The sequence below is a fragment of the Nonomuraea jabiensis genome, assembly GCF_014204795.1.
In the GTDB taxonomy this organism is placed as follows: domain Bacteria; phylum Actinomycetota; class Actinomycetes; order Streptosporangiales; family Streptosporangiaceae; genus Nonomuraea; species Nonomuraea jabiensis.
In genome coordinates, this window is sequence record NZ_JACHMB010000001.1 from 5,874,583 (window position 1) to 5,894,468 (window position 19,886).

The 19,886-nt window shown below is 72.7% G+C and carries 16 protein-coding genes; 7 read left to right on the plus strand and 9 right to left on the minus strand.

The window, feature by feature from the left end; all coding sequences use genetic code 11:
• Positions 1-2 precede the first annotated feature (2 nt).
• On the minus strand, positions 3-1,148 hold the full coding sequence (locus HD596_RS27155; protein WP_246554882.1) for an ABC transporter substrate-binding protein: 1,146 nt from the start codon (positions 1,146-1,148) through the stop codon (positions 3-5).
• Positions 1,149-1,273: 125 nt separating this feature from the next.
• On the opposite strand from HD596_RS27155, the gene HD596_RS27160 reads away from it, so the two are divergent.
• The 3 genes from HD596_RS27160 to HD596_RS27170 all read left to right on the plus strand — a co-directional run bounded on the left by HD596_RS27160 (position 1,274) and on the right by HD596_RS27170 (position 4,742).
• Positions 1,274-2,080 (plus strand): PaaX family transcriptional regulator, encoded by an 807-nt coding sequence (locus HD596_RS27160; RefSeq protein ID WP_185072141.1) that lies wholly within the window; start codon positions 1,274-1,276, stop codon positions 2,078-2,080.
• Between the two features lie 96 nt (positions 2,081-2,176).
• Positions 2,177-3,622, plus strand: a complete 1,446-nt coding sequence (locus HD596_RS27165; protein WP_246554884.1) for an acyl-CoA synthetase — start codon at positions 2,177-2,179, stop codon at positions 3,620-3,622.
• 7 nt (positions 3,623-3,629) lie between these two features.
• Positions 3,630-4,742, plus strand: coding sequence for a 5-methyltetrahydropteroyltriglutamate--homocysteine S-methyltransferase (locus tag HD596_RS27170; RefSeq protein WP_221519536.1), 1,113 nt, complete (start codon positions 3,630-3,632; stop codon positions 4,740-4,742).
• A gap of 59 nt (positions 4,743-4,801) precedes the next feature.
• Here the strand turns inward: HD596_RS27170 and HD596_RS27175 are convergent, their stop codons facing one another.
• The 4 genes from HD596_RS27175 to HD596_RS27190 form a co-directional block, all read right to left on the minus strand.
• A complete protein-coding gene (locus HD596_RS27175; protein ID WP_313044755.1) occupies positions 4,802-6,079 on the minus strand; it encodes a glycoside hydrolase family 30 protein in 1,278 nt (425 codons plus the stop codon).
• Between the two features lie 192 nt (positions 6,080-6,271).
• A complete protein-coding gene (locus HD596_RS27180) occupies positions 6,272-7,525 on the minus strand; it encodes a lamin tail domain-containing protein (RefSeq protein ID WP_185072144.1) in 1,254 nt (417 codons plus the stop codon).
• A gap of 73 nt (positions 7,526-7,598) precedes the next feature.
• Positions 7,599-8,036: a VOC family protein gene (locus HD596_RS27185; protein WP_185072145.1), complete on the minus strand. Its 438-nt coding sequence runs from the start codon at positions 8,034-8,036 to the stop codon at positions 7,599-7,601.
• A gap of 1 nt (position 8,037) precedes the next feature.
• The gene (locus HD596_RS27190) at positions 8,038-8,610 is read right to left on the minus strand and encodes a DinB family protein (RefSeq protein ID WP_185072146.1); all 573 of its coding nucleotides are present in this window, start codon (positions 8,608-8,610) and stop codon (positions 8,038-8,040) included.
• Between the two features lie 61 nt (positions 8,611-8,671).
• Between HD596_RS27190 and HD596_RS27195 the strand changes: the two genes are divergently transcribed.
• Positions 8,672-9,646: a helix-turn-helix transcriptional regulator gene (locus tag HD596_RS27195; protein ID WP_185072147.1), complete on the plus strand. Its 975-nt coding sequence runs from the start codon at positions 8,672-8,674 to the stop codon at positions 9,644-9,646.
• 15 nt (positions 9,647-9,661) lie between these two features.
• On the opposite strand, the gene HD596_RS27200 is transcribed toward HD596_RS27195, so the two are convergent.
• The 4 genes from HD596_RS27200 to HD596_RS27215 all read right to left on the minus strand — a co-directional run bounded on the left by HD596_RS27200 (position 9,662) and on the right by HD596_RS27215 (position 14,368).
• Positions 9,662-10,387: a TetR/AcrR family transcriptional regulator gene (locus HD596_RS27200; RefSeq protein WP_185072148.1), complete on the minus strand. Its 726-nt coding sequence runs from the start codon at positions 10,385-10,387 to the stop codon at positions 9,662-9,664.
• A gap of 42 nt (positions 10,388-10,429) precedes the next feature.
• Complete coding sequence (locus HD596_RS27205; RefSeq protein WP_185072149.1) at positions 10,430-11,917, minus strand: multicopper oxidase family protein; 1,488 nt, start codon at positions 11,915-11,917, stop codon at positions 10,430-10,432.
• Between the two features lie 78 nt (positions 11,918-11,995).
• Complete coding sequence (locus HD596_RS27210; protein WP_185072150.1) at positions 11,996-13,366, minus strand: sulfatase family protein; 1,371 nt, start codon at positions 13,364-13,366, stop codon at positions 11,996-11,998.
• Between the two features lie 21 nt (positions 13,367-13,387).
• A complete protein-coding gene (locus HD596_RS27215) occupies positions 13,388-14,368 on the minus strand; it encodes a LacI family DNA-binding transcriptional regulator (RefSeq protein WP_313044758.1) in 981 nt (326 codons plus the stop codon).
• Between the two features lie 138 nt (positions 14,369-14,506).
• Between HD596_RS27215 and HD596_RS27220 the strand changes: the two genes are divergently transcribed.
• The 3 genes from HD596_RS27220 to HD596_RS27230 all read left to right on the plus strand — a co-directional run bounded on the left by HD596_RS27220 (position 14,507) and on the right by HD596_RS27230 (position 19,858).
• Positions 14,507-17,968, plus strand: a complete 3,462-nt coding sequence (locus HD596_RS27220; RefSeq protein ID WP_185072152.1) for a WD40 repeat domain-containing serine/threonine protein kinase — start codon at positions 14,507-14,509, stop codon at positions 17,966-17,968.
• Positions 17,969-17,980: 12 nt separating this feature from the next.
• Positions 17,981-18,925 carry a hypothetical protein gene (locus HD596_RS27225; protein ID WP_185072153.1) on the plus strand — a complete coding sequence of 315 codons (945 nt, stop codon included), beginning with the start codon at positions 17,981-17,983 and terminating at the stop codon, positions 18,923-18,925.
• 75 nt (positions 18,926-19,000) lie between these two features.
• Positions 19,001-19,858, plus strand: coding sequence for an aldo/keto reductase (locus HD596_RS27230; RefSeq protein ID WP_185072154.1), 858 nt, complete (start codon positions 19,001-19,003; stop codon positions 19,856-19,858).
• Positions 19,859-19,886 lie beyond the last annotated feature (28 nt).

Consider the following 19,886-nt stretch of genomic DNA (forward strand, 5'->3'; position numbering starts at 1 on the left):
GGCTACCCCGCGCCGACGGTCTTGGCGAGCTGCTCCTTGGCCCAGTCGGTGGGAACGAACTTCCCGTTCTGCACCGTGTTGACCGAGATGAACTCGGGGGAGAGCCCGGAGTGGTCGGTGGGGGAGTAGCGGAAGCGGCCGTTGGGCGTGACCAGGTCCATGGTCTCCAGGGCCTGCTGCACCTTGGCCTTGTCGGTGCTGTTCGCCTTCTTGATCGCCTCGAAGAGCAGCAGGCTCGCGCTGTAGCCGTCCTGCGCGAACTGCGGCGGTGGATAGCCGTGTTTCTGCTGGTACGGCTTGGCCATCTGCTCGATGATCTGTTTCTGCTTGCCGTCGGGCAGATATTCGCCGACGACGCCGATGGCGCTCTGCACCGTCATGCCCTCGGCCGCGCCGCCCATCGGCTCCAGCCACAGCTTGCTGGCCTGCGAGGCGGTCAGGAACAGCGGCGTCTTGAGCCCCGAGGCCACGTACTGCTTGGCCGCCGTCACGCCGGGCGCGCCCGAGCCCCAGAACACCAGCGCCTCGGCGGCGGAGTCGCGCACGTGGGTGAAGAGCGGGCTGAAGTCGGAGGTGGTCGTCTCGTACGGCTCGTCCACGGCGATCTTCACGCCGTACTTGGGCGCGAGCGCGACCATCGACTTGTGGCCGGAGACCGAATAGGCGCTCTTGGAGTCCCAGGCCACGGCGATCGTCTTGATGCCCTTGGCCTGGATGTACTGCAGGTAGCGCTCGGCGTACATGCTGGACAGGGCGGGGGTGACGAAGATGTACGACTTGATCGGCTCGACCTGCTCCTGGGCGGGGGCCAGCGACAGGTACGGCATCTTGTCGCGCTGCGCGAGCGGCTCGACAGCCAGGGCCGAGTTGGAGAACACCGGGCCGATCAGCACGTCGATGTCGCCCTTGATCTGGTTGTAGGCCACGATGCCCTGGTCGGGGGCGGTCTTGTCGTCGCGCGCCACGAGCTCCACCTTGCGGCCGAGCAGCCCGCCCTGCGCGTTGACCTGCTCGACGGCCAGCTCGACGGCCTTCTTGTCCTCGCTGCCCAGCGGCGTGTAGTTGCCGGTGAGGGAGACGATGAGGCCGACCTTGATCGGGTCTTGGGCACCACCACCGGAATCACCGCCACAGGCGGTAGCGGCCAACGCCAGACAAACCAGAGACGGGAGCAGCCTGCGCATCAGGACCCTCCAAGCCGGGATGTGGCCCTGAATGTAGGCAGATATATTACGGCTGTCAATAGAGTGCCCAAGATAGGGGGAGGGCTCCGATGCGGCCTCAGTCGGTGATTCTGACGTTCCTCGGCGATCACGTGTACGGCCGCGGGATCTGCGTGTCCTCGGGCAGCTTCATCGAGGCGTTCGCCAAGGTCGGCATCTCGGAGGAGGCGACGCGTTCGACGCTGACCCGGATGGTCAGCCGCGGCCTGCTGCGCCGCCAGCGCTCGGGCCGTCGCATGTACTTCGGCCTCACCCCGACGAGCACCGAGGTGCTCAAGGACGGCGAGCGGCGCATCTGGCACAGCGGCGTCGTCAACGACGCGGACGAGGACCGCTGGACGCTGATCGGCTTCTCGCTGCCCGAGTCCTGGCAGCGGCAGCGGCACGAGCTGCGCTCGCGGCTGGTCTGGGCCGGGTTCGGGCCGCTGCAGAACGGCCTGTGGATGGCTCCCGGCGACGTGGACGCCGCGCACGTGATCGACGACCTCGGCGCGAACGTGAAGGTCTTCTCCGCCGAACCCCGGGACCCCACCGACATGCAGGCGCTGGTCGGGGACGCCTACGACCTGTCGGGCCTGGGCGAGCGCTACCGCGGGTTCCTGCGCCGGTGGGACCGGGCCGACCCGGCGCCGGACGCGCCCGACGACCTGGCGCGCTCGCTGACGCTGCTGACCGGCTGGCTGGAGATCATCAGGGCCGATCCGCGGCTGCCGCTGCGGTACCTGCCGCACGACTGGCCGGCGGAGAAGGCCCAGCGGGTCTGCCACACGCTGCACGAGCGGTTCAGGCCGGAGGCGGGGCGGATCGCGGAGCGGCTCCTCGACGTCGTGCCGGATGAAACTTCGGCAGAACGGTGACAGCCGTCGCCCGGTGGCCTAACTTGATGGCTTGAGCGTCAAGGAGCACCGATGCGGAATCAGGGGATTGGCTCATGGCCCGCACGCCGGGCCCGCATGACGCCCGATCGGGTGGCGATGACGTACCGGGGACACGACCGCACGTACCGTGAGCTGAGCGAGCGGACGTACCGGCTGGCCTCGGCGCTCGGCGTGGGACGCGGCGAGCGGGTCGCCTTCCTCGGGGTCAACCAGCCCGCGCTGGTGGAGACCTTCTTCGCGGCGGGGCTGGTGGGGGCCGTGTTCGTGCCGCTGAACGCCCGGCTGGCGCGGCCGGAGCTGCGGTTCATCCTGGAGGACGCGCAGGCGTCGGTCCTCGTGCTGGGCGAGGAGCAGGACGGCGAGGGGCTGCCGGGGCGGCACGTCACGGCCGCCGCGTACGAGGTGCTGCTCGCCTCCGGCTCGCCCGAGCCGATCGACGAGCCGGTGCGCCAGGACGACGTGTGCCTGATCATGTACACGTCCGGGACGACGGGCCGCCCCAAGGGGGCCATGCTCACCCACGCCAACCTGACCTGGAACACCTTCAACCTGCTGGTCGACGTGCCGCTCGCGCACGACGAGGTCACGCTGGTCAGCGCGCCGCTGTTCCACATCGCGGCGCTGGCCCAGACGCTGGTGCCGACCGTGCTCAAGGGCGGCCGGGTCATCCTGGAGCCGTCCTTCGACGTGGAGCGGACGTTCGACCTGATCGAGGCGGAGCGGGTGACGGTGATGTTCGGGGTGCCGTCGATGTTCGGCTTCCTGACGCGCTCGCCGCGCTGGGCGGGGGCCGACCTGTCGAGCCTGCGGCACCTGCTGTGCGGGGGCGCGCCGGTGCCCGAGCCGCTGATCCGGACCTATCAGGAGCGGGGGCTGACGTTCCTGCAGGGGTATGGCATGACCGAGACCGCGCCCGGCGCCCTCTTCCTCGGGGCCGAGCACTCGATCGATAAGGCGGGCTCGGCCGGGGTGCCGTGCTTCTTCTCCGACGTACGGCTGGTCGCGCCCGACGGCTCCCCGGCGGGTCCGGGGGAGCCGGGCGAGGTGTACGTACAGGGGCCCAATGTCATGACCGGCTACTGGCGGCGGCCGGAGGAGACCGCGAAGGTGCTGTCGGCGGACGGCTGGTTCCGCTCGGGCGACGTCGGCGTCGCCGACGAGGACGGCTACGTGCGCATCTCCGACCGCCTCAAGGACGTGATCATCTCCGGTGGCGAGAACATCTATCCCGCCGAGGTGGAGAGCGTCCTGTTCGGGCACGACGCGGTCGCCGAGTGCGCGGTGATCGGCGTGCCGGACGACACGTGGGGCGAGGTGGGCAAGGCGCTGGTCGTGCCGGCCCCGGACGCCGCGATCGAGCCCGATGAGCTGCTGGCGTACCTGGACGGCCGGCTGGCCCGCTTCAAAATCCCGAAATATCTGGAATTCGTCTCTGAATTGCCGAAGAACGCAGCGGGCAAGCTGCTCAAAGCCCACCTCAGACAGCTCTACGGGCACAACCTCGACGACCAGAGGAGATGATCTGCGAATGCGCACCTCGCCGCCGTTCCGCGCGGACCACGTCGGCAGCCTGCTCCGCCCGCCCGCGCTGCTCCGCGCCCGCGAGACCCTCACGGGTGACGCGCTGCGGGAGGCCGAGGACGAGGCCATCAGAGAGGTGGTACGCCGCCAGGAGGAGATCGGGCTGCAGAGCGCCACCGACGGCGAGTTCCGGCGGGCCTCGTGGCACATGGACTTCATCTACCGGCTCGGCGGCATCGGCCAGGCCACCGACGAGCACATCACGGTGCGCTTCCACAACGAGCAGGGGGACATCGAGTTCACCCCGGCGGCGCTGCGGGTGCACGAGCGGATCCGGCTGAACGAGCCGATCTTCGCCGACGACTTCACGTTCCTGCGCGACACCGTCACCAGCCGTGGCAGCGGGGTCGTGCCGAAGCTGACCATCCCCTCGCCGAGCATGGTCCACTACCGGGGCGGGCCGGCGGCCATCGACCCCGCGGTCTACCCGGACGTGGAGGAGTTCTGGCGGGACCTGAGCGCGGCCTACGCCGAGCAGGTGCGCAGGATCGGCGCGCTGGGGTGCACGTACCTGCAGTTCGACGACACGAGCCTGGCCTACCTGAACGACCCGGCCCAGCGGGCGGAGCTGAGCTCGCGCGGGGACGACGCCGAGCACATGCACCTGCGCTACATCAGGCAGATCAACGCCGCGCTGGCCGCCAAGCCCGCCGGGATGACGATCACCACCCACATGTGCCGGGGGAACTTCCGCTCCTCCTGGGCCGCCTCGGGTGGCTACGACCACGTGGCGGAGGCGCTGTTCGGCGAGCTGAAGGTGGACGGGTTCTTCCTGGAGTACGACGACGAGCGGTCCGGGGGCTTCGAGCCGCTGCGCTTCGTGCCGCCGGGGAAGATGGTGGTGCTGGGGCTGGTCACGACCAAGCGGGGCGAGCTGGAGTCGAAGGACACGCTCAAGCGGCGGATCGACGAGGCCGCCAAGTTCGTCGACCTCGACCAGATCTGCCTGTCGCCGCAGTGCGGGTTCTCCTCGACGGTCGAGGGCAACCAGCTCACGGCCGACGAGCAGTTCGCCAAGCTCCGCCTGATCGTCGAGACGGCCCAGGAGGTCTGGGGCTAGCCGCACGGGGCGCGTGACGAGAGCCCGGGCCGGCACCTGCCCGGGCTCTCGGGGCCTCGTTACCGGATGACGACCGTGGTGAGCGCCCGCGGCTGCAGCGTCACCGTGCGGCCCGTCACCGGGGACGGGGTGAGCGAGTTGGCGCCGTCCGTGAGGTACGCGGTCGCCCGGCCGCGCACGCCCTGCCACGTGACCGGCGCGGTGCCCGTGTTGAGCACCTCGACGACGCGCGAGCCGTCCGGGTTGCGGAACGCGGAGACCTTCAGCGCCGGATCCGCCGCCGCCGTGTCCAGCCTGACCGCGCCCGGCCGGATGAACCTGCTGTACGCCGCCAGCGCCCACAGCCGCTTCGACACGCGATACGTCTTCGCCGTGTCGTCGAGCTGCAGCAGCGCCCGGGTAGCGCCGCGCGAGCCGCCCAGCCAGTAGACGTAGCCGCTGACGTTCCCCAGCGTGAGCGCGTCGTGGACGGCCTGGGCGATCGCGAAGCCGTCGTAGCCGCTGCCGTCGTCCCAGTTCTCGTTCCAGGTGCTGCCGTTCGGGTTCCACTCCGACATCCAGGTCTTCCTGGTGGTCGGCAGCGGCGCGTCCACGGGGCTGGCGTAGGTGTGCCCGGTGTGGGTCTTCACCCAGCGGCGGGCCTCGGGGTCGGCCTCGATCGCGGCCGTGTACGCCTTGGCCTGGTTCCAGCCGAAGGAGTCGCAGCAGGCCACGCGCACGCCCTTGGCCACCGGGCCCAGCACCTTGGCGAACTGGGCGGCCTGCTCCGGGGTGAAGCGCATGGAGGCGTAGGAGGCCGTCCAGTCGGGCTCGTTCGTGAACCCCAGGTCGGTGATCTTGATGCCTTCCCTGGCGTAGAACTTCGTGTACGCCACCAGGTAGTTCGCGTACGCCCGCTGCCACTCCGGCTTCAGCGTGCCGCCGCCCTTGTCGTCGCCGTTGTCCTTCATGTAGCCGGGCGCGCTCCAGGCGTCGGCGAAGAACCGTTTCACGCCGTACGCCTGGGCTGCCTTGGCCACCCACACCTGGCTGTTGTCGTCGCCGTCCCACACGTACTTGGGCGGGGCGTCCGGGCCGCCGGGGTCCTCGGGCTGGATCGACACCATGTGGTCGTACGGGCTGCCGGCCGGGGAGGAGCCGATGCCGAGCCGCAGGATGCTGAGCCCGGCGCCCTTCTCGCGGTCGAACCACAGGTCCAGGACCTCGCGCTGCTGCGACTCCGGCAGCGCCTTGAGCAGCTCGTTGCGCCGGAACGCCTGGGAGATGCCGAAGCCGTCGATCTCCTGGTGCCTGACGTGCTCGTTCACGGTGATGGCGGGGGGCTGGGAGGGATTCACCGCAGGGAGGCCGAGCAAGGCGACCGCGACGACTCCACGAAACATGACGCCTCCGAAAGTTTCGGATTCGTATCGATATATTTCATCGATATCGCCGGAACCGTAAGCGGTCCGGACACCTCCCGTCAACCGGTGTCAAAACCGAGCGGGCCGGGGCCGTGTGTCCACGCGCCCCGGCCCGACCCTGGTGTGTCAGCGGCCGAAGGCGATGGTCCGGCCCGCCTTGACCCGGTCCGCCTGGTAGGTCACCTGGTCGATCGAGGTGCCCTTCGGGTCCGCCAGGACGATGGTGTCGCCGCCGTTGTCCAGCCGCAGCGCGCCGTCCAGCGTCACCCGCAGCGCGGCCCCGGCGTCGATGCGGCCGGTCAGCGGCTTGCGGCCGCCGGCGGCGTCCGACAGTGCCCAGCCCTCGAGGTCGACCGCGGCCGCGGTGAGGTTCAGCAGGGTGACCGTCTCCTGGCCACGGTCGGCGCCGGCCGGGTCGGGCAGGGCCGCCACGATCAGCAGGTCCCCGGTCGCGACCAGCGGCGGCTTGACGGCGGTGCCCGGCGGCGCCGGGTCCGGGGCGATGACGAACTCCTCCGGCCACACCGTGAGCTGGATCTGCTGCCCCGCCCCCTTGATCACGTCGTGCAGGTTGCCGCGTTCGAGCTTGGTGAGCAGGAACACCTCGTCGTCCCGGTTGACCGGGTCCGCGCGCAGCCAGGCGTCGAAGCCGTCGAAGTCCGTGAAACCGGCCGCGAGGTACGGCACCACGCGGCGGAACAGCTTCGGCCACGTCACCAGGCTCTCGGCGTCGGCCAGGCCCGTGACGGTGGCCGCGCCGTTGGGGTCGGCGGTCGAGCCGGGCCAGATGCCGGCGGCCTTGCGCCTGGCCGCCTGCGACACCTCCGCCAGGTGCGTACGCAGCTCCGCCGGCAGCGTCGCGTAGAACGCCGGATAGACCAGCCCGCCGGCCAGCAGCGTGCCGTTGACGGACGCGTCCACGAGCGCCGGGTCCAGGAACACCGAGGCCCCGTCGGCCCCAGGATGGTCACCGGCGTAGGCGAACCCGATCAGCCGGCCGTTCGCGTCGACCCCGTTGGTCAGCACGTGCCCGCGGACGGAGTCCTGGCCCGCCGACTGCACCTTGTTGGGCAGGTCCTCCCAGTAGCGCACGTTCGTGAACCCGAGCAGGCGCAGCAGCTCGTCCCTGGCCGCGTTGGCCCCGGCGAGCTGCTGGTGCGTCTCCTCGAAGTGGGTCTCCAGCGCGTCGATGGCCTCCAGGCGCACGGAGACGCCGCGCCGGTTGATCTTCGGCGGGTGGCCGGAGCGCCGCGGCAGCGTCTCCACCAGCGCGGGCGAGTCGGGCAGGAACTTCACGGTGTCGCCGTCGGGCTCGGGGCCCTGCCGGGGGAGATCCGCGTACCGGATCACGAAGTTCCCGCGTAAAAGCGTGTAAGTCATGGATTGCCCCCCATCTTGTGGCGAGCGGAGCGTAACCCGCGCACCTCGCGCCGTCCATGGGGGGCGCGGCCGATCAGTCGAGGCAGAACTCGTTGCCCTCGGGGTCGGTCATCACGATGAAACCGGCGCTGAGCGGGGGAGCGGGCTCGTGGCGCTCGTGCCGGGCGGCGCCGCGGGAGACGAGCCGCTCGGCCTCCGCCTCCAGGGCCGCCATCCGCGCGTCGCCCTCCAGCCCGGGGGCGGCCCGCACGTCGAGGTGCACGCGGTTCTTGGCCTGCTTGCCCTCCGGCACCCGCTGGAAGAACAGCCGCGGCCCGACCCCGTCGGGGTCGACCACCGCCGAGGCGTTGTTGCGGCGCTCGGGCGGCACGCCCATCGCCTCCAGGGCCTCCTCCCACGACTCGAAGCCCTTGGGCGGGTCCTGCAACCGGTAGCCGAGCGCCTCGGCCCAGAACGCGGCCAGCCCGGCCGGGTCGGTGCAGTCGAAAGTGATCTCGATGTCGCGGGCCATGTCAGCTCGCCTCCTGGTGGGTGTGCAGGTAGAGGTCGCGCAGCAGGCATACCTCCGCCAGATGGTGGATCAGTTCGCGGTTGATGTGCAGCACCAGCGCCGCCAGCGGGAACTCGGCGTACGGTCCCTCCGCCGGCCCGCACGGGCGGGCGAGGCCGGCCTCGCCGAGGGACTCGACCCCGGCCAGCCATGTGGCGTATTCGGCGTCGAGCTGGGCCAGCGCCGCGTCAGCGGTCGGAGCGTACTCGAACGACTCGTAGCCGGTGGGCGGGCCGCCGAAGTGCGCGGCGTTGCGCATCGCCAGCACGCCGACGATCACGTGCCCGAGCCGCCAGGCGATCGTCGTCAACGGCGGCGGCTCGGGCATCGGCATCGCGTAGTCGATGCTCATCGCGCCGGACCCGGCCCGCACCGGCGCGGCGCCGGTGCCGCGCGGCCGCACGCTCCAGCAGCCGGGCGCCGGCTCCCAGAAGTACTCGTCATCGGTGAGCCCGTCGAGGCGATCGCGCAGCTGATGGGTCCAGTGCCAGGCGATCTGATCTCGGAGCAGGGTGTTCCAGCTCTGGTCGGTCATGGCTTCACCCTGCCCCATATAGCGGACAGGATCGGTCCGTGATCTGTGGAACGATGAGCACGTGAGTGTCGAGTCGACGACCGAGCGGGTGCTGCGGCTGCTGGCGCTGCTGCAGCGCCGTCCGTCCTGGACCGCTGTCGAGCTCGCCGCCGAGCTGGGCGTCACCGACCGCTCGGTGCGCCGCGACGTGGAGCGGCTGCGCGCGCTCGGCTACCCCGTCCACGCGACCGCGGGCGTCGGCGGCGGCTACCAGCTCGGCGCGGGCACCCGGCTGCCGCCGCTGCTCCTCGACGACGAGGAGGCGATCGCGACGGCGGTGTCCCTGCGGATGGCGGCGGGAGGCACGGTCGCCGGGGCGGGCGAGGCGGCGCTGCGGGCGCTCGCCAAGCTCGACCAGGTGATGCCGCCCCGGCTGCGTGCCGAGGTCCGGGCGGTGTACGGCGCCACCGAGACCCTGGTCGGTCCCGGGGTCGAGATCGACGCGGAGCTGCTGACGACGCTCGCGCGGGCCTGCCGCGACGCCGTGCGGGTGCGGTTCCGGTACGCCGCGCCCTCCTCACCGACGCACGACGGCGGGGAGCGCGAGCGCACGGTCGAGCCGGTGCGGATGGTCTCCACCGGCCGCCGCTGGTACCTGATGGCCTGGGACGTCGACCGCGACGGCTGGCGCACCTTCCGGCTGGACCGGATGCGCGAGGTGGAGGCGACGACCTGGCGCTTCCGGCCGAGGGAGCACCCGGACCCGGCCGCTTACGTGCAGCGGTCCGTGGCCGAGGCGCCGTACCGCTATCTCGCCCGGGTGCGCCTGCACGCCCCGCCCGACCGGGTGCGGGAGCTGGTGCCGCCCCACGTGGGGCGCGTCGAGGACGATCGCGACGGGTGGTGCGTGCTCGTCGCCGGCGGGCAGGACCTCGACTGGCTGGCCGTCCACGTGGCCCGGCTGGGCTTCGAGGCGGAGGTGCTGGAGCCCGCCGAGCTGCGGCAGGCCGTCGCCCGGCTCGCCCGCCGCCTCGCGGCGATGGCCGAGCCCCGCTGAGGAGTGCGGCCGGGCTCAGCCGAGGCGGGACTGGAGGCCGTCGAGGACCCGCTGGAGGCCGTACTCGAAGCCGTCCTCGTTGGACTCCGCGGAGAGCTGGTTGCGCTGGGCGGCGTAACGCGCGCGCAGGCGCGGGTAGTCCTGCACGGCCCGCTCGGCCGCCGGCCACAGGTGCTCCACCCACTCCTGCTCGGTCTGACCGCTGCGGGCGATCATGGACAGGATCGCGGCCTCGCTGGTGGCGACGCCGAGCACGTAGGCGATGAGCGTGCTCATCGCTTGGTCGGCCTCGTCGAGCGGGAAACCGGCGGACTCGAAGACACCGAGCATGTGCTCCGTCTGGCGCAGCATGTTGGGCCCCAGGTAGGCCAGCCCCACCTCCCCCAGCTTGGCGGCCATCCAGGGGTGGCGCAGGATCGTGGCGCGCAGGCCGTGGGCGATGCGCGCGATGACCTCCCGCCACCGGGTGGCGTCGGCCTCCTCGGGCAGCGGCAGCTCGCCGTAGACCGCGTCCACGGCCAGCTCGATCAGCTCGTCCTTGTTGGCCACGTGGCGGTAGAGGGAGGTCGCCCCGGCGTTGAGCCGGCTGCCGAGGCGCCGCATGCTCAGGGCGTCGATGCCCTCCTCGTCGAGCAGCCGGACGGCCTCGGCCACGATCTGGTCGCGGCTCAGCGCCGGCTGCTCCCGCTCGCGGCGGGGCCGCGCCCACACCGAGGGGATGGACTGCTCGTCTTTCGCCATGCCCTTCACCATAGCGCACATTGTACGCATATGCGAACAGTGTCAGCGCCGACGCTTCTGCTTGCGGTTGTGCTCCTGGGGACGGTGGCCGGTGTTGCCGGGAGCGGGGCCGTAGCCGATGGCGCCCATCATGCCCTGCTCCTGGTGATACAGGTTGTGGCAGTGGAACATCCACTCGCCGGGGTTGTCGGCGAGCACGTCCAGGTGGACCCGCTGGCGCGGCTTGACGTTCACGGTGTCCTTGCGCGGCCCGCGCCCGTCCGGCATGCGCAGCTGGAACGTGTGGCCGTGCAGGTGCATCGGGTGCCACATGGGCGACTGGTTCTCCACGACCAGCCGGACCGTCTCCCCCCGGTCCACGCGCAGCCGCAGGTGGTCACCGGCGACCTTGTCGTTCATCGTCCACTCGTTGCCGGACGGGCGCATGCCGAGCGTCACCGTGATCGACCTGGACGGGCGGGGGAGATCGAGGGACGACGGGGCCTCCAGGTCCCGGTAGGCCAGCATCCGCTCGGTCAGCTCCGGCACCTGGACGTCGCTGGCCGGCGACTGCGCCCGGCGATCCGTCCGCACCACCGCGAACGCCCGCCCCCGCTTCCCCTCCGCCACCGCGACCAGCGGGAACGCGCCCGAGTCGAGCCGGGTCAGGAAGTCGTAGCGCTCGCCCATGCCGATGAGGAACGTGTCCACGTTCACGGGCCGGCACGGGAACCCGTCGGTGTGGGTGACGGTCATGCGATGCCCGCCGAGCGCCACCCGGAAGGCTGTGTCGGACGCCGCGTTGATCACCCGGAACCTGACCAGGCGGCCCGGCGCGGTGCGGAAGGTCATGGGGGTGTCCGGCGCCCGGCCGTTGACCAGGTAGAGCGGGTGCGTCATCTCCGCCGCCACGCCGCCGAGCGCCTCGCTGCGCAGGGTGTCGTCGTGGTCGGTGGAGGCGTTCAGCCGGGCCAGGGCGTCGTCGGGAGTGCCGTCGATGCCGTCCAGCCAGTCGTCGAGCACGACGGTGAACTCCTCGTCGTACTCGAGCGGCTCCCGCGGGTCGAGCACGACCAGCGTGCCGTACAGGCCGCGGTCGGGCTGGGTGCCGACGTGCGAGTGGTAGAAGTACGTGCCGGGATCGGGCACGGTGAAGTCGTAGTCGAACGTCTTGCCCGGCTGCGTCGCCTCCTGGCTGAACCCGGGCGCGCCGTCCATGGGGAAGTCGAGCCTGATGCCGTGCCAGTGCACGGTGGTCGCCGCCGGCAGGTCGTTGACCAGCTTCGCGCGGACCCGCTCACCGGCCATGACCCTGATCTGCGGGCCGGGGACCTCGTCGTTGTACGTCCAGGTGCGCACCGTGCGCCGCCCCAGGGAGACCGTCGCGGGCCGGGCCCGCAGCACCATCGCCCGGGGCCGCGGCGCCGCCGCCGCGGGCGGGCCGCCCAGCAGGGGTACGGCGCCGGCCAGCGCACTGGCGAATGTGCCGGTGACGAACGCCCGGCGGGAGACCCGCCCGCCCGAACTCCACGAACTCGACCAACCACCCACGAGATCTCTCCCTCCGCTCACCAGGCGAGATTACGGAGGGTAACGGGCGAAATCCCCTCGCCACGCCGATGGAGATCCCTAGCGCGTGCCGGGCGGGCGCTGGTGGCCGAAGCGGACCGGCTTGGAGCCGCTCAGCCGCACCTCCGGGTCGGTCATCGCCTGCGGCGGCGCCGGGCGCTCGACGGCCGGCTCGATGACCGGCTCGGCCCCCTCGGCCTCCGCGATCCGGCGGACGAGCCGCTGCCGCAGCTCCGCCGCCACCCCGGCGTGCGACGGGAACCCCGCCAGGTTGACCAGCTCGTGCGGGTCGTTGTCCAGGTCGTACAGCGCCTGCTCCCGGTAGCGGTCGGAGGCGGGGTCGTCCCACGGGTGGGCGCCCTCGGCGACGGCGTAGTACTTCCAGCGCGAGGTGCGGATCCCGCGCCCCACCTCCGACTCGCTCACCTGGAAGAACACCTCCTCCGGCCACGCCGCCCGGGGGTTGCGGACCAGCGGGAGGAACGAGCGGCCCTGCATCGACTCGGGGACGGGCAGCCCGGCGGCCTCCAGGAGCGTGGCAGGCAGGTCGATGGTGCTGACCGGGCGGGAGACGGCGCCGCCGCCGTCGAATCCGGGGCCGCGCAGCGCCAGGGGCACGCGGAGGGAGGCGTCGTGGCACGAGCGCTTGTACTCGCCGTTGCGGGTCTTGAAGTGGTTGCCGTGGTCGGAGGTGTACGCCACGATCGTGTCGTCCAGCAGGTCCATGCTGCGCAGCGCGTCCAGCAGCCGCCCGAGCCCCTCGTCCAGCCGCTTGACCTGCCCCAGGTAGCCGCCCAGGTGCTGGTGGGCGGTGCCGCCGAGGGCGGCCAGGTCCGGCGGCGTCCAGCGGCCCTGGTAGCGCTCCTCGTAGCCGTCGGGGGCCGGGTAGTTGTCCACCTCGTTCTGGTGGTGCGGCTCCAGGAACGACACGAACAGGAAGAACGGCTCCTCGTGGTGGTCGGCGACGTACCTGATGGCCGCGTCCACGAGGGCGTCGGAGCGGTAGCCGGGCAGCAGCACGGGATCGTTCGCCTCGTCGTAGACGATCGTGCGGTAGGCGTCCGAGGTGTGCTCCAGCGCGTTCGCGGCCAGCCACGACTGGTAGCCGCCGCGCCGGTCGGCCGGGACCGGCTCGCCGCCGCCGAGGTGCCACTTGCCGATGTAGCCGGTGGCGTAGCCGGCCGCGCCGAAGTGGTGGGCCAGCGTGCGCTCCTCGGGCGGCAGCACGCGGCCGTTGCGGTGGACGCCGGTCGTGGTCGGGTAGCGGCCCGTCTGCAGCGCGGCGCGGGCGGGCGCGCACACCGGCTGCGGCGTGAGCGCGACCGTGGCCTGCGTGCCGTGCCTGGCCATCCTGTCGAGGTTGGGGGTGAAGGGGCCGACGGTGTCCCACCGCTGCTGGTCGGTGAAGAACACGATCACGTTCGGACGCAAGAAATGACTCCTTCTGCAGGTCTACGAAGAGCCCCGCCGCAGGAAGGTCCAGGAGCGGACGATCTCGCGGGCGGGGGGCTGCTCCTCGGCCTGGAGGCGGTCGAAGAGCAGGCGTGCGACGTCGGTGTAGTCGTGTCGGAGCGGGCCGACGGTGCTGAGCTGCGGATTGCTGATGAGACCCTCGTCGATGTTGCCGGCGCCGACGATCGCGACGTCGCCGGGCACGCTGAGCCCGGCGTCCCTGGCGGCCCAGATCGCGCTGATCGCGGCCCGGTCGGAGGCCGCGAAGATCGCGTCGGGGCGGTCGGGCGTGCGCAGCAGCTCGGAAGCGGTCTGGTAGGCCGCCACGCGGTCGTCCGCGCCCGTGGTGATGATCCGCTCGCTCACGCCGTGCCGGTCCAGGGCGGTCGTGTAGCCGAGCAGCCGGCCCGCGGGCTGTTCCCGGTGGAGCTCGTGGCGGTGCGCCAGGAACGCGATGCGCCGCCGGCCCTGGGCGAGCAGGTGCTCGACCGCCTCCGCGCACGCCTCCGCCTCCGGGGTGCGTACGAGGTCGCAGCCCTCCAGCCCGTCCTCGTTGCTCAGGACCACCATCGGCAGCCCGGTCCCGGCGAGGCCGGTGACCAGGTCGCGGGTGAGGTGGTCGCCGGCCAGGTTGATCAGCGCGCCGTCGGCGACGCCGCCGCGCAGCACGTCGACGGCGGCGTTCGCGCGGGCCTCGGAGTAGACGGCGAGCGTCACCACGGAGTAGCCGCGGGCGTCGGCCATCTCGTGCAGGTCGGTGGCCAGGCGCTCGTCGCTCGGCACGCCGCCGAGCGAGCTCAGCACCAGGCAGATCCGCTGGGTGCGGCGCTTGCGCAGGCTCCTGGCGGCCTGGTTGGGGGTGTAGCCGAGTTGCCTGGCTGCCTCGAGTACCCGCTGCCTCGTCTCGGCGGCAACGGGGCGATCCCGGCCGCTGAGCACGTAGGAGACGGTCGCCACTGACACGTTCGCCAGCTCGGCCACTTGTCGCGCTGTAGCTCTCATGTTAATCGATTAACACGGTATGCCTCCGGTGTTCGCCGGATCAACCCCATCGCCCGGGATTTCCCTAGGACCTGCACGGTGGCGCGTGGGCATGGGCAATCGCTAGCTTGGGTAGCCGTGACGCCTCTTTTGCCGGGCGACCCGGCACAACTGGGCGAGTACTGGCTGGCGGGCCGGCTGGGCGCGGGCGGGCAGGGGGTTGTGTACGACGCCTACGACCAGGCCGGCCGGCGGGTGGCGATCAAGGTCATCCGCCCGGAGCTGCTGGAGCACGCCGGGGCACGGGCCGACCTCGTCAAGGAGGTGGCGGCCGCGCGGAAGGTGGCCTCGTTCTGCACGGCCCGCATCATCGACGCCGACCTCGACGGGCCCGCGCCGTACATCGTGAGCGAGCACATCGAGGGGCCCAGCCTGCGCACGGCCGTCGAGCGGCACGGGCCGTTCGACGCCGACCGGCTGCACCGGCTGGCCGTCGGGGTGGCCACGGCGCTGGCCGCCATCCACGACGCGGACGTGGTGCACCGGGACCTGAAGCCGGGCAACGTGCTGCTCGGGCCCGACGGGCCGCGGGTGATCGACTTCGGGCTCGCCAGGACGGGCGAGATGTCGCAGACGACCGAGGGCGAGTTCGCGGCGGGCACGCCGCCGTACATGGCGCCCGAGCGGCTGGCCGGGCAGCGCGGCGGATCCGCCGTCGACGTGTGGGCGTGGGGCGCGATGATGCTGTACGCGGCCACCGGGCGACCCCCGTTCTCCGGCGACCTGGCCCTCCTGCGTTACCAGGTGGCCGGCACGCGGCCCGACTTCACCGTGCTGGCGGAGCCGCTGCGGCACCTGGTGTCCGAGGCGATGTCGCTGGACGCCGAGGCCCGCCCGCCGGCGCGTTCCCTCCTGCTCGACCTCATCGCCATGAACACCGCCGCCAGCGGGCCGGGCCTCTCGCAGGGCGGCCTCTCCGGGCTGCTCACCAGCGGGAGCCGGGCCGCCGGCGAGGTCAGGCCCGCCGCCGATCCGGCCGCCGAACCGGCCGCGCCGTCGCCGGCCGAGGTCGCCGAGGCCGTCTACGGGCGGCTCAGCCCGGAGGACCAGGCGCTCGTCCCCTCGGCGCTGCTGCGCATGGTCCGCTCCGACGAGAGTGCCGGGACCGCGCTCAGGGAGGCGGCGACCCGGGATCTCGTGGACGGCGCACGGGACCCGGCCGGCGTGCAGCGGGTGCTCCAGGCGTACACGGACGCGGGCCTGCTCGTCCACACGGGCGAGTCGATCACGCTGGCGGGGGCGGCGCTGCTGCGGGCGTGGCCGCGCCTTCGGGGCTGGGTCGAGGCCGACCGCGCGGCGCTGAGCGTCCACCACGCCCTGAACAGGGCGGCCACCGCGTGGCACGCGAACGGCCGCCGCCCCGACGACCTCTACCGGGGCACGATCCTGGACGAGACCGTCGAATGGGCCGCGAACGGGCGCGGGCCGCTCCGGCCGAACCAGCGCGAGCAGGCGTTCCTGGACGCCTCCCGCGCGCGCACCCGGGACCTGGCCAGGCGGCGCCGGCGCGTCCGGGGCACGATCGCGGCGCTCGTCGCGGTGCTGCTGGCCGCGATGGGCGTCGTGGTCGTGCAGAACGTGCTGGGCACGCGCCAGCGGGACACGTCGGCCGCCCGCCGGGTGGCCGCGCTCGCGAACCGGACCCGGGCCGCCGACCCGCTGACGGCGCTGCTGCTGAGCGTGGCCGCGTGGCGGATCGCGCCGGTGGCCGAGGCGCGCTCCGCCATGTACGCCTCGCTGGCCCAGCGCGAGCGCTCGGCCTTCCGCCCCGGTCCGGTCTCGGGCTCGGCCCGCTTCGACCTCAGCGACGACGGCACGCGGCTGGCCGTGCTGGACGGCGGCAGGTTCACGCTGTGGGACGTGACCGCCGGGCGGCCCGCTCGCGCCTTCGTCGGGGTGAGCGGGCCCGCGAGCGCGATCGCGCTCAGCGCCGACGGCCGCAGGCTGGCCGTGGCCGGCGAGCGGTCGATCTCCGTCTGGGACGCCGAGCGCGGGGTGCGGGTCGCCGAGTTCGGGGAGGGGGCGCAGCGGCTGGCGTTCAGCCCCAGGCGGCTGCTGCTGGCGGCCACCACGGCCGAGGGCCGCGTGCGGGTGTGGGACCTCACCAGCCAGCGCCCGCTGGCCGTCGGCGACGCCACCGAAGTCGCCTTCTCCGCCGACGACGGCCTGATGGCCGCCACCCTGCCCGGCGGGCGGATCGAGCTGCGCGACTGGCAGGGCGTGCTGGCCCGGCTTCCCGGTGCGGCGCTCGCGTTCGACCCGGCGCGGCGCGAGCTGGCGGTACGGGCGGGCGGCGAGGTCCGCTTCTGGGACCTCGCCGCGCGGCGCTGGCGGGAGCCGGTGCTGAAGGGGTTCGGGGCCCGCGCGCTGCGCTTCAGCCAGGACGGCCGCTACCTGGCCGCCTACGACGGGTCCCACCTCGCCCTCTGGTCGCGCAACGGCACCCGGCTGCTGTCCCATCCGGTCGGCGAGCTCGTGTCCGGGCTCCGGCTGGGCCCGGGCACGCTCGCCTTCGGCCTGCTCGACGGCACGGCCGTGACCCTGGACGTCTCCGACCTCACCCGCCCGCGCACGCTGGCGCCCGGGGTCGAGGCCGGGCTGATCGACCCCGCGCGGCGTACCGTGATCGTGCGGCGGCCCCGGGTGGAGGTCTGGCACCTGGGCGGACCGGAACGGCCGGCGGTCCTGCCGGTCACCCCGACCGCGATGGCGCTGGATCCCGGCGGCACGCTGCTGGCCGTCGGGACGGCCGGCCCCGCGCGGGTGACGCTCTGGAACCTGACGACGGGCACGAAGGAGCGGACGTTCCCCATCAAAGGCGCGAGCGAGGTGGGCGGGCTCGCGTTCGCCCCCGACGGCACGACGCTGGCGGTGGCGCCCTTCCAGGAGACCGTCACCCCGCCCGCGAACAACTGGCGCGACATCCAGCTCTGGGACGTGCGCCGCGGGGTCAGGACGCGGACGCTGAACGTCCCCGGCGGCTCCGGCCTGACCTTCCGCCCCGACGGGCGGGAGCTGGCGGTGAACGGCGTGGACGGCGCGCTCGCGTCGCTGGGCGGGGCCGAGCCTGTCACCAGGCCGTTCGGGGAGAGCGCCGACGGCGTGCGGGCCATCGCGTACAGCCCGGACAGCACGGTCATCGCCACCGGCGCGCTGGCCGCCGGGGTGACGCTCTGGAACGCCGCCGACCGCCGGCAGCTCGCCCACCTGCCGCTCAAGGGGTTCGGCGCGGTGGACGTGCTGGCGTTCTCGCCCGACGGGCGGACGCTGGCCGTCGGCGGCTCGAACCGCGTCCAGCTCTGGGACGTCGCCGAACGGGCCCCGCTCGGCTCGCCCGCCGTGTACCCCGCGGGCGAGGTGGTGGCGCTGGCCTTCGACGCCGGGCAGCTGCGCTGGCTGCGGACCGACGGCACGCTCGGCGACCAGCCCGCCACCGCCGCCGGCGTGGCCGCCGCCCTGTGCGCCAGGGCCGGGCGCTCGCTCTCCCGGAGCGAGTGGGACCGGCTCGTCCCCGGCACGCCCTACCGCGAGATCTGCTGACAGGAGGAGAACATGCAGCCTTCGCCCGACATCGTCGCCATCCAGGTGACGCCGCAGCCGGTCGTCCTGGACACCGGCGAGGTCGCGCTCCGGATCGAGGTGTCCACCGCGAACGCCACCCGGTTACGCGGCCGGCTGCTGAGCCCGGACGGGACGCGCGTACCGCTCGAGTTCGCCGCCCAGCCGCCGCCGTGCGACTGGCTGGCCACGCACACCCTCCGGCCCGCCGACGCGGAGGGGACCTGGCAGGTCGAGGCGCGGGCCGGCCGGGCGACGGCCGTGCACGAGTTCGACGTCGACCGGCGCGGCGCGAAGGCCGAGGCGCGGTTCGAGTCCTTCGACGCGCAGCCCCGGCAGGTTCCGAGGGGCGACCTCATCCGGCTCGTCGGCCGGCTGGAGCTGGTCAAGAATGGCGCCTCCGGCCCGGCGGCCGGCCTGCCCGTCGTGATCGCGTTCCAGGAGCAGGAGACCTGCGGCCGGCGCGAGCTCGCCGACGCGGTCACCGACGACCTCGGCCGGTTCGCCGCGCAGGCGCCCGTCATGGAGAGCGGCGACTGGCGCGCCGAGGTCCGCAGCGGCCCGGAGGTGATCGGGGCGGTGAGCGCGGCGGTGTTCGTGGAGGCGACGGCCGAGCAGCGGTACGCGACGCGGCTCGACTACGCGGTACGGCGGGCGGGCGGCAGCACCGTCCACTCGGGACGGCTGCGCGGCAAGCCGGGCGCGTCCTGGGAGGGGCTGGGGAACCAGCGCATCTGGGTCTTCTACCGCAAGCCGGGCGCGCCGTCCGGGGCGTTCAACTCGGTCGACAAGAGCACCCTGACCAGGGACAACCCGGTCCTCAGCAAGGGCCGCTTCGAGCTGCGCACCGGGACGAAGAGCGGGGGAGCGTGGCGGGTGCAGTACTTCGGCACGAACCTGGCGGCGGGCGTCGTCAGCGACGCGAAGCCGGCACCGTGATTGGGCGTCGCGCGGCGCCCACGGGAAGATGGGAGATGCGTAAACGGCCCAGATCACAGCGAAACGGGGAACCGTATGTCCATAGAGCTCCAGTCCACCGGCACGTTCACCATCGGTGACAAGACCGTCCACCGGCTCGGCTTCGGGGCCATGAGCCTCACCGGGCCCGGGGTCTGGGGGCCGCCGCGCGATCGCGACGAGGCCGTGCGGGTGCTGCGGCGGGCCGTGGAGCTGGGCGTCGATCTCATCGACACCGCCGACTCCTACGGGCCGTACGTCAGCGAGGAGATCATCCGGGAGGCGCTGCACCCGTATTCGGAGCGGCTGCTGATCGCGACCAAGGCCGGGTTCGTGCGGCCGGGGCCGGCGCAGTGGGTGGTCGTGGGGCGGCCCGCGTACCTGCGGCAGGAGGTCGAGATGAGCCTGCGGCGGCTCGGGTTGGACCGGATCGACCTGCTGCAGCTGCACCGCATCGACCCGGAGGTGCCGCTGGAGGACCAGCTCGGCGAGCTGAAGGCGCTGCGGGACGAGGGCAAGATCGGCAGCATCGGCCTGTCGGAGGTGACCGTCGAGGAGCTGGAACGGGCGCGGCGCATCGTCGAGATCGTCACCGTGCAGAACCGCTACAGCCTCACCAACGGGTTCTCGGAGGACGTGCTGGAGCACTGTGAGGAGCAGGGGATCGGGTTCATCCCCTACAGCCCCATCGCCAAGGGCGCGCTGGCGGTGCCCGGCAGCCCCGTGGACCACGTCGCCAAGGCCGTCGGGGCCACGCCCGCGCAGGTCAGCCTGGCCTGGTTGCTGGCGCGTTCGCCGGTGGTGATGCCGATCCCGGGCACGTCGTCGGTGGCTCACCTGGAGGAGAACCTGGCCGCGTCCACCGTGGAGCTGACGGCCGAGCAGGTCAGCGAGCTGACCGCGGCCGCCCGCTGACGGCTCTCTGGCGGGCCCCTGGCGGGGG

Excerpts from the sequence above, each read along its gene's own strand:
- HD596_RS27225 (WP_185072153.1), top strand. The coding sequence starts at position 17,981 with ATGCAGCCTTCGCCCGACATCGTCGCCATCCAGGTGACGCCGCAGCCG.
- HD596_RS27165 (WP_246554884.1), top strand. The coding sequence starts at position 2,177 with ATGACGCCCGATCGGGTGGCGATGACGTACCGGGGACACGACCGCACG.
- HD596_RS27190 (WP_185072146.1), bottom strand. The coding sequence starts at position 8,610 with ATGACCGACCAGAGCTGGAACACCCTGCTCCGAGATCAGATCGCCTGG.
- HD596_RS27180 (WP_185072144.1), bottom strand. The coding sequence starts at position 7,525 with ATGACTTACACGCTTTTACGCGGGAACTTCGTGATCCGGTACGCGGAT.
- HD596_RS27170 (WP_221519536.1), top strand. The coding sequence starts at position 3,630 with ATGCGCACCTCGCCGCCGTTCCGCGCGGACCACGTCGGCAGCCTGCTC.
- HD596_RS27185 (WP_185072145.1), bottom strand. The coding sequence starts at position 8,036 with ATGGCCCGCGACATCGAGATCACTTTCGACTGCACCGACCCGGCCGGG.
- HD596_RS27160 (WP_185072141.1), top strand. The coding sequence starts at position 1,274 with ATGCGGCCTCAGTCGGTGATTCTGACGTTCCTCGGCGATCACGTGTAC.
- HD596_RS27230 (WP_185072154.1), top strand. The coding sequence starts at position 19,001 with ATGTCCATAGAGCTCCAGTCCACCGGCACGTTCACCATCGGTGACAAG.
- HD596_RS27200 (WP_185072148.1), bottom strand. The coding sequence starts at position 10,387 with ATGGCGAAAGACGAGCAGTCCATCCCCTCGGTGTGGGCGCGGCCCCGC.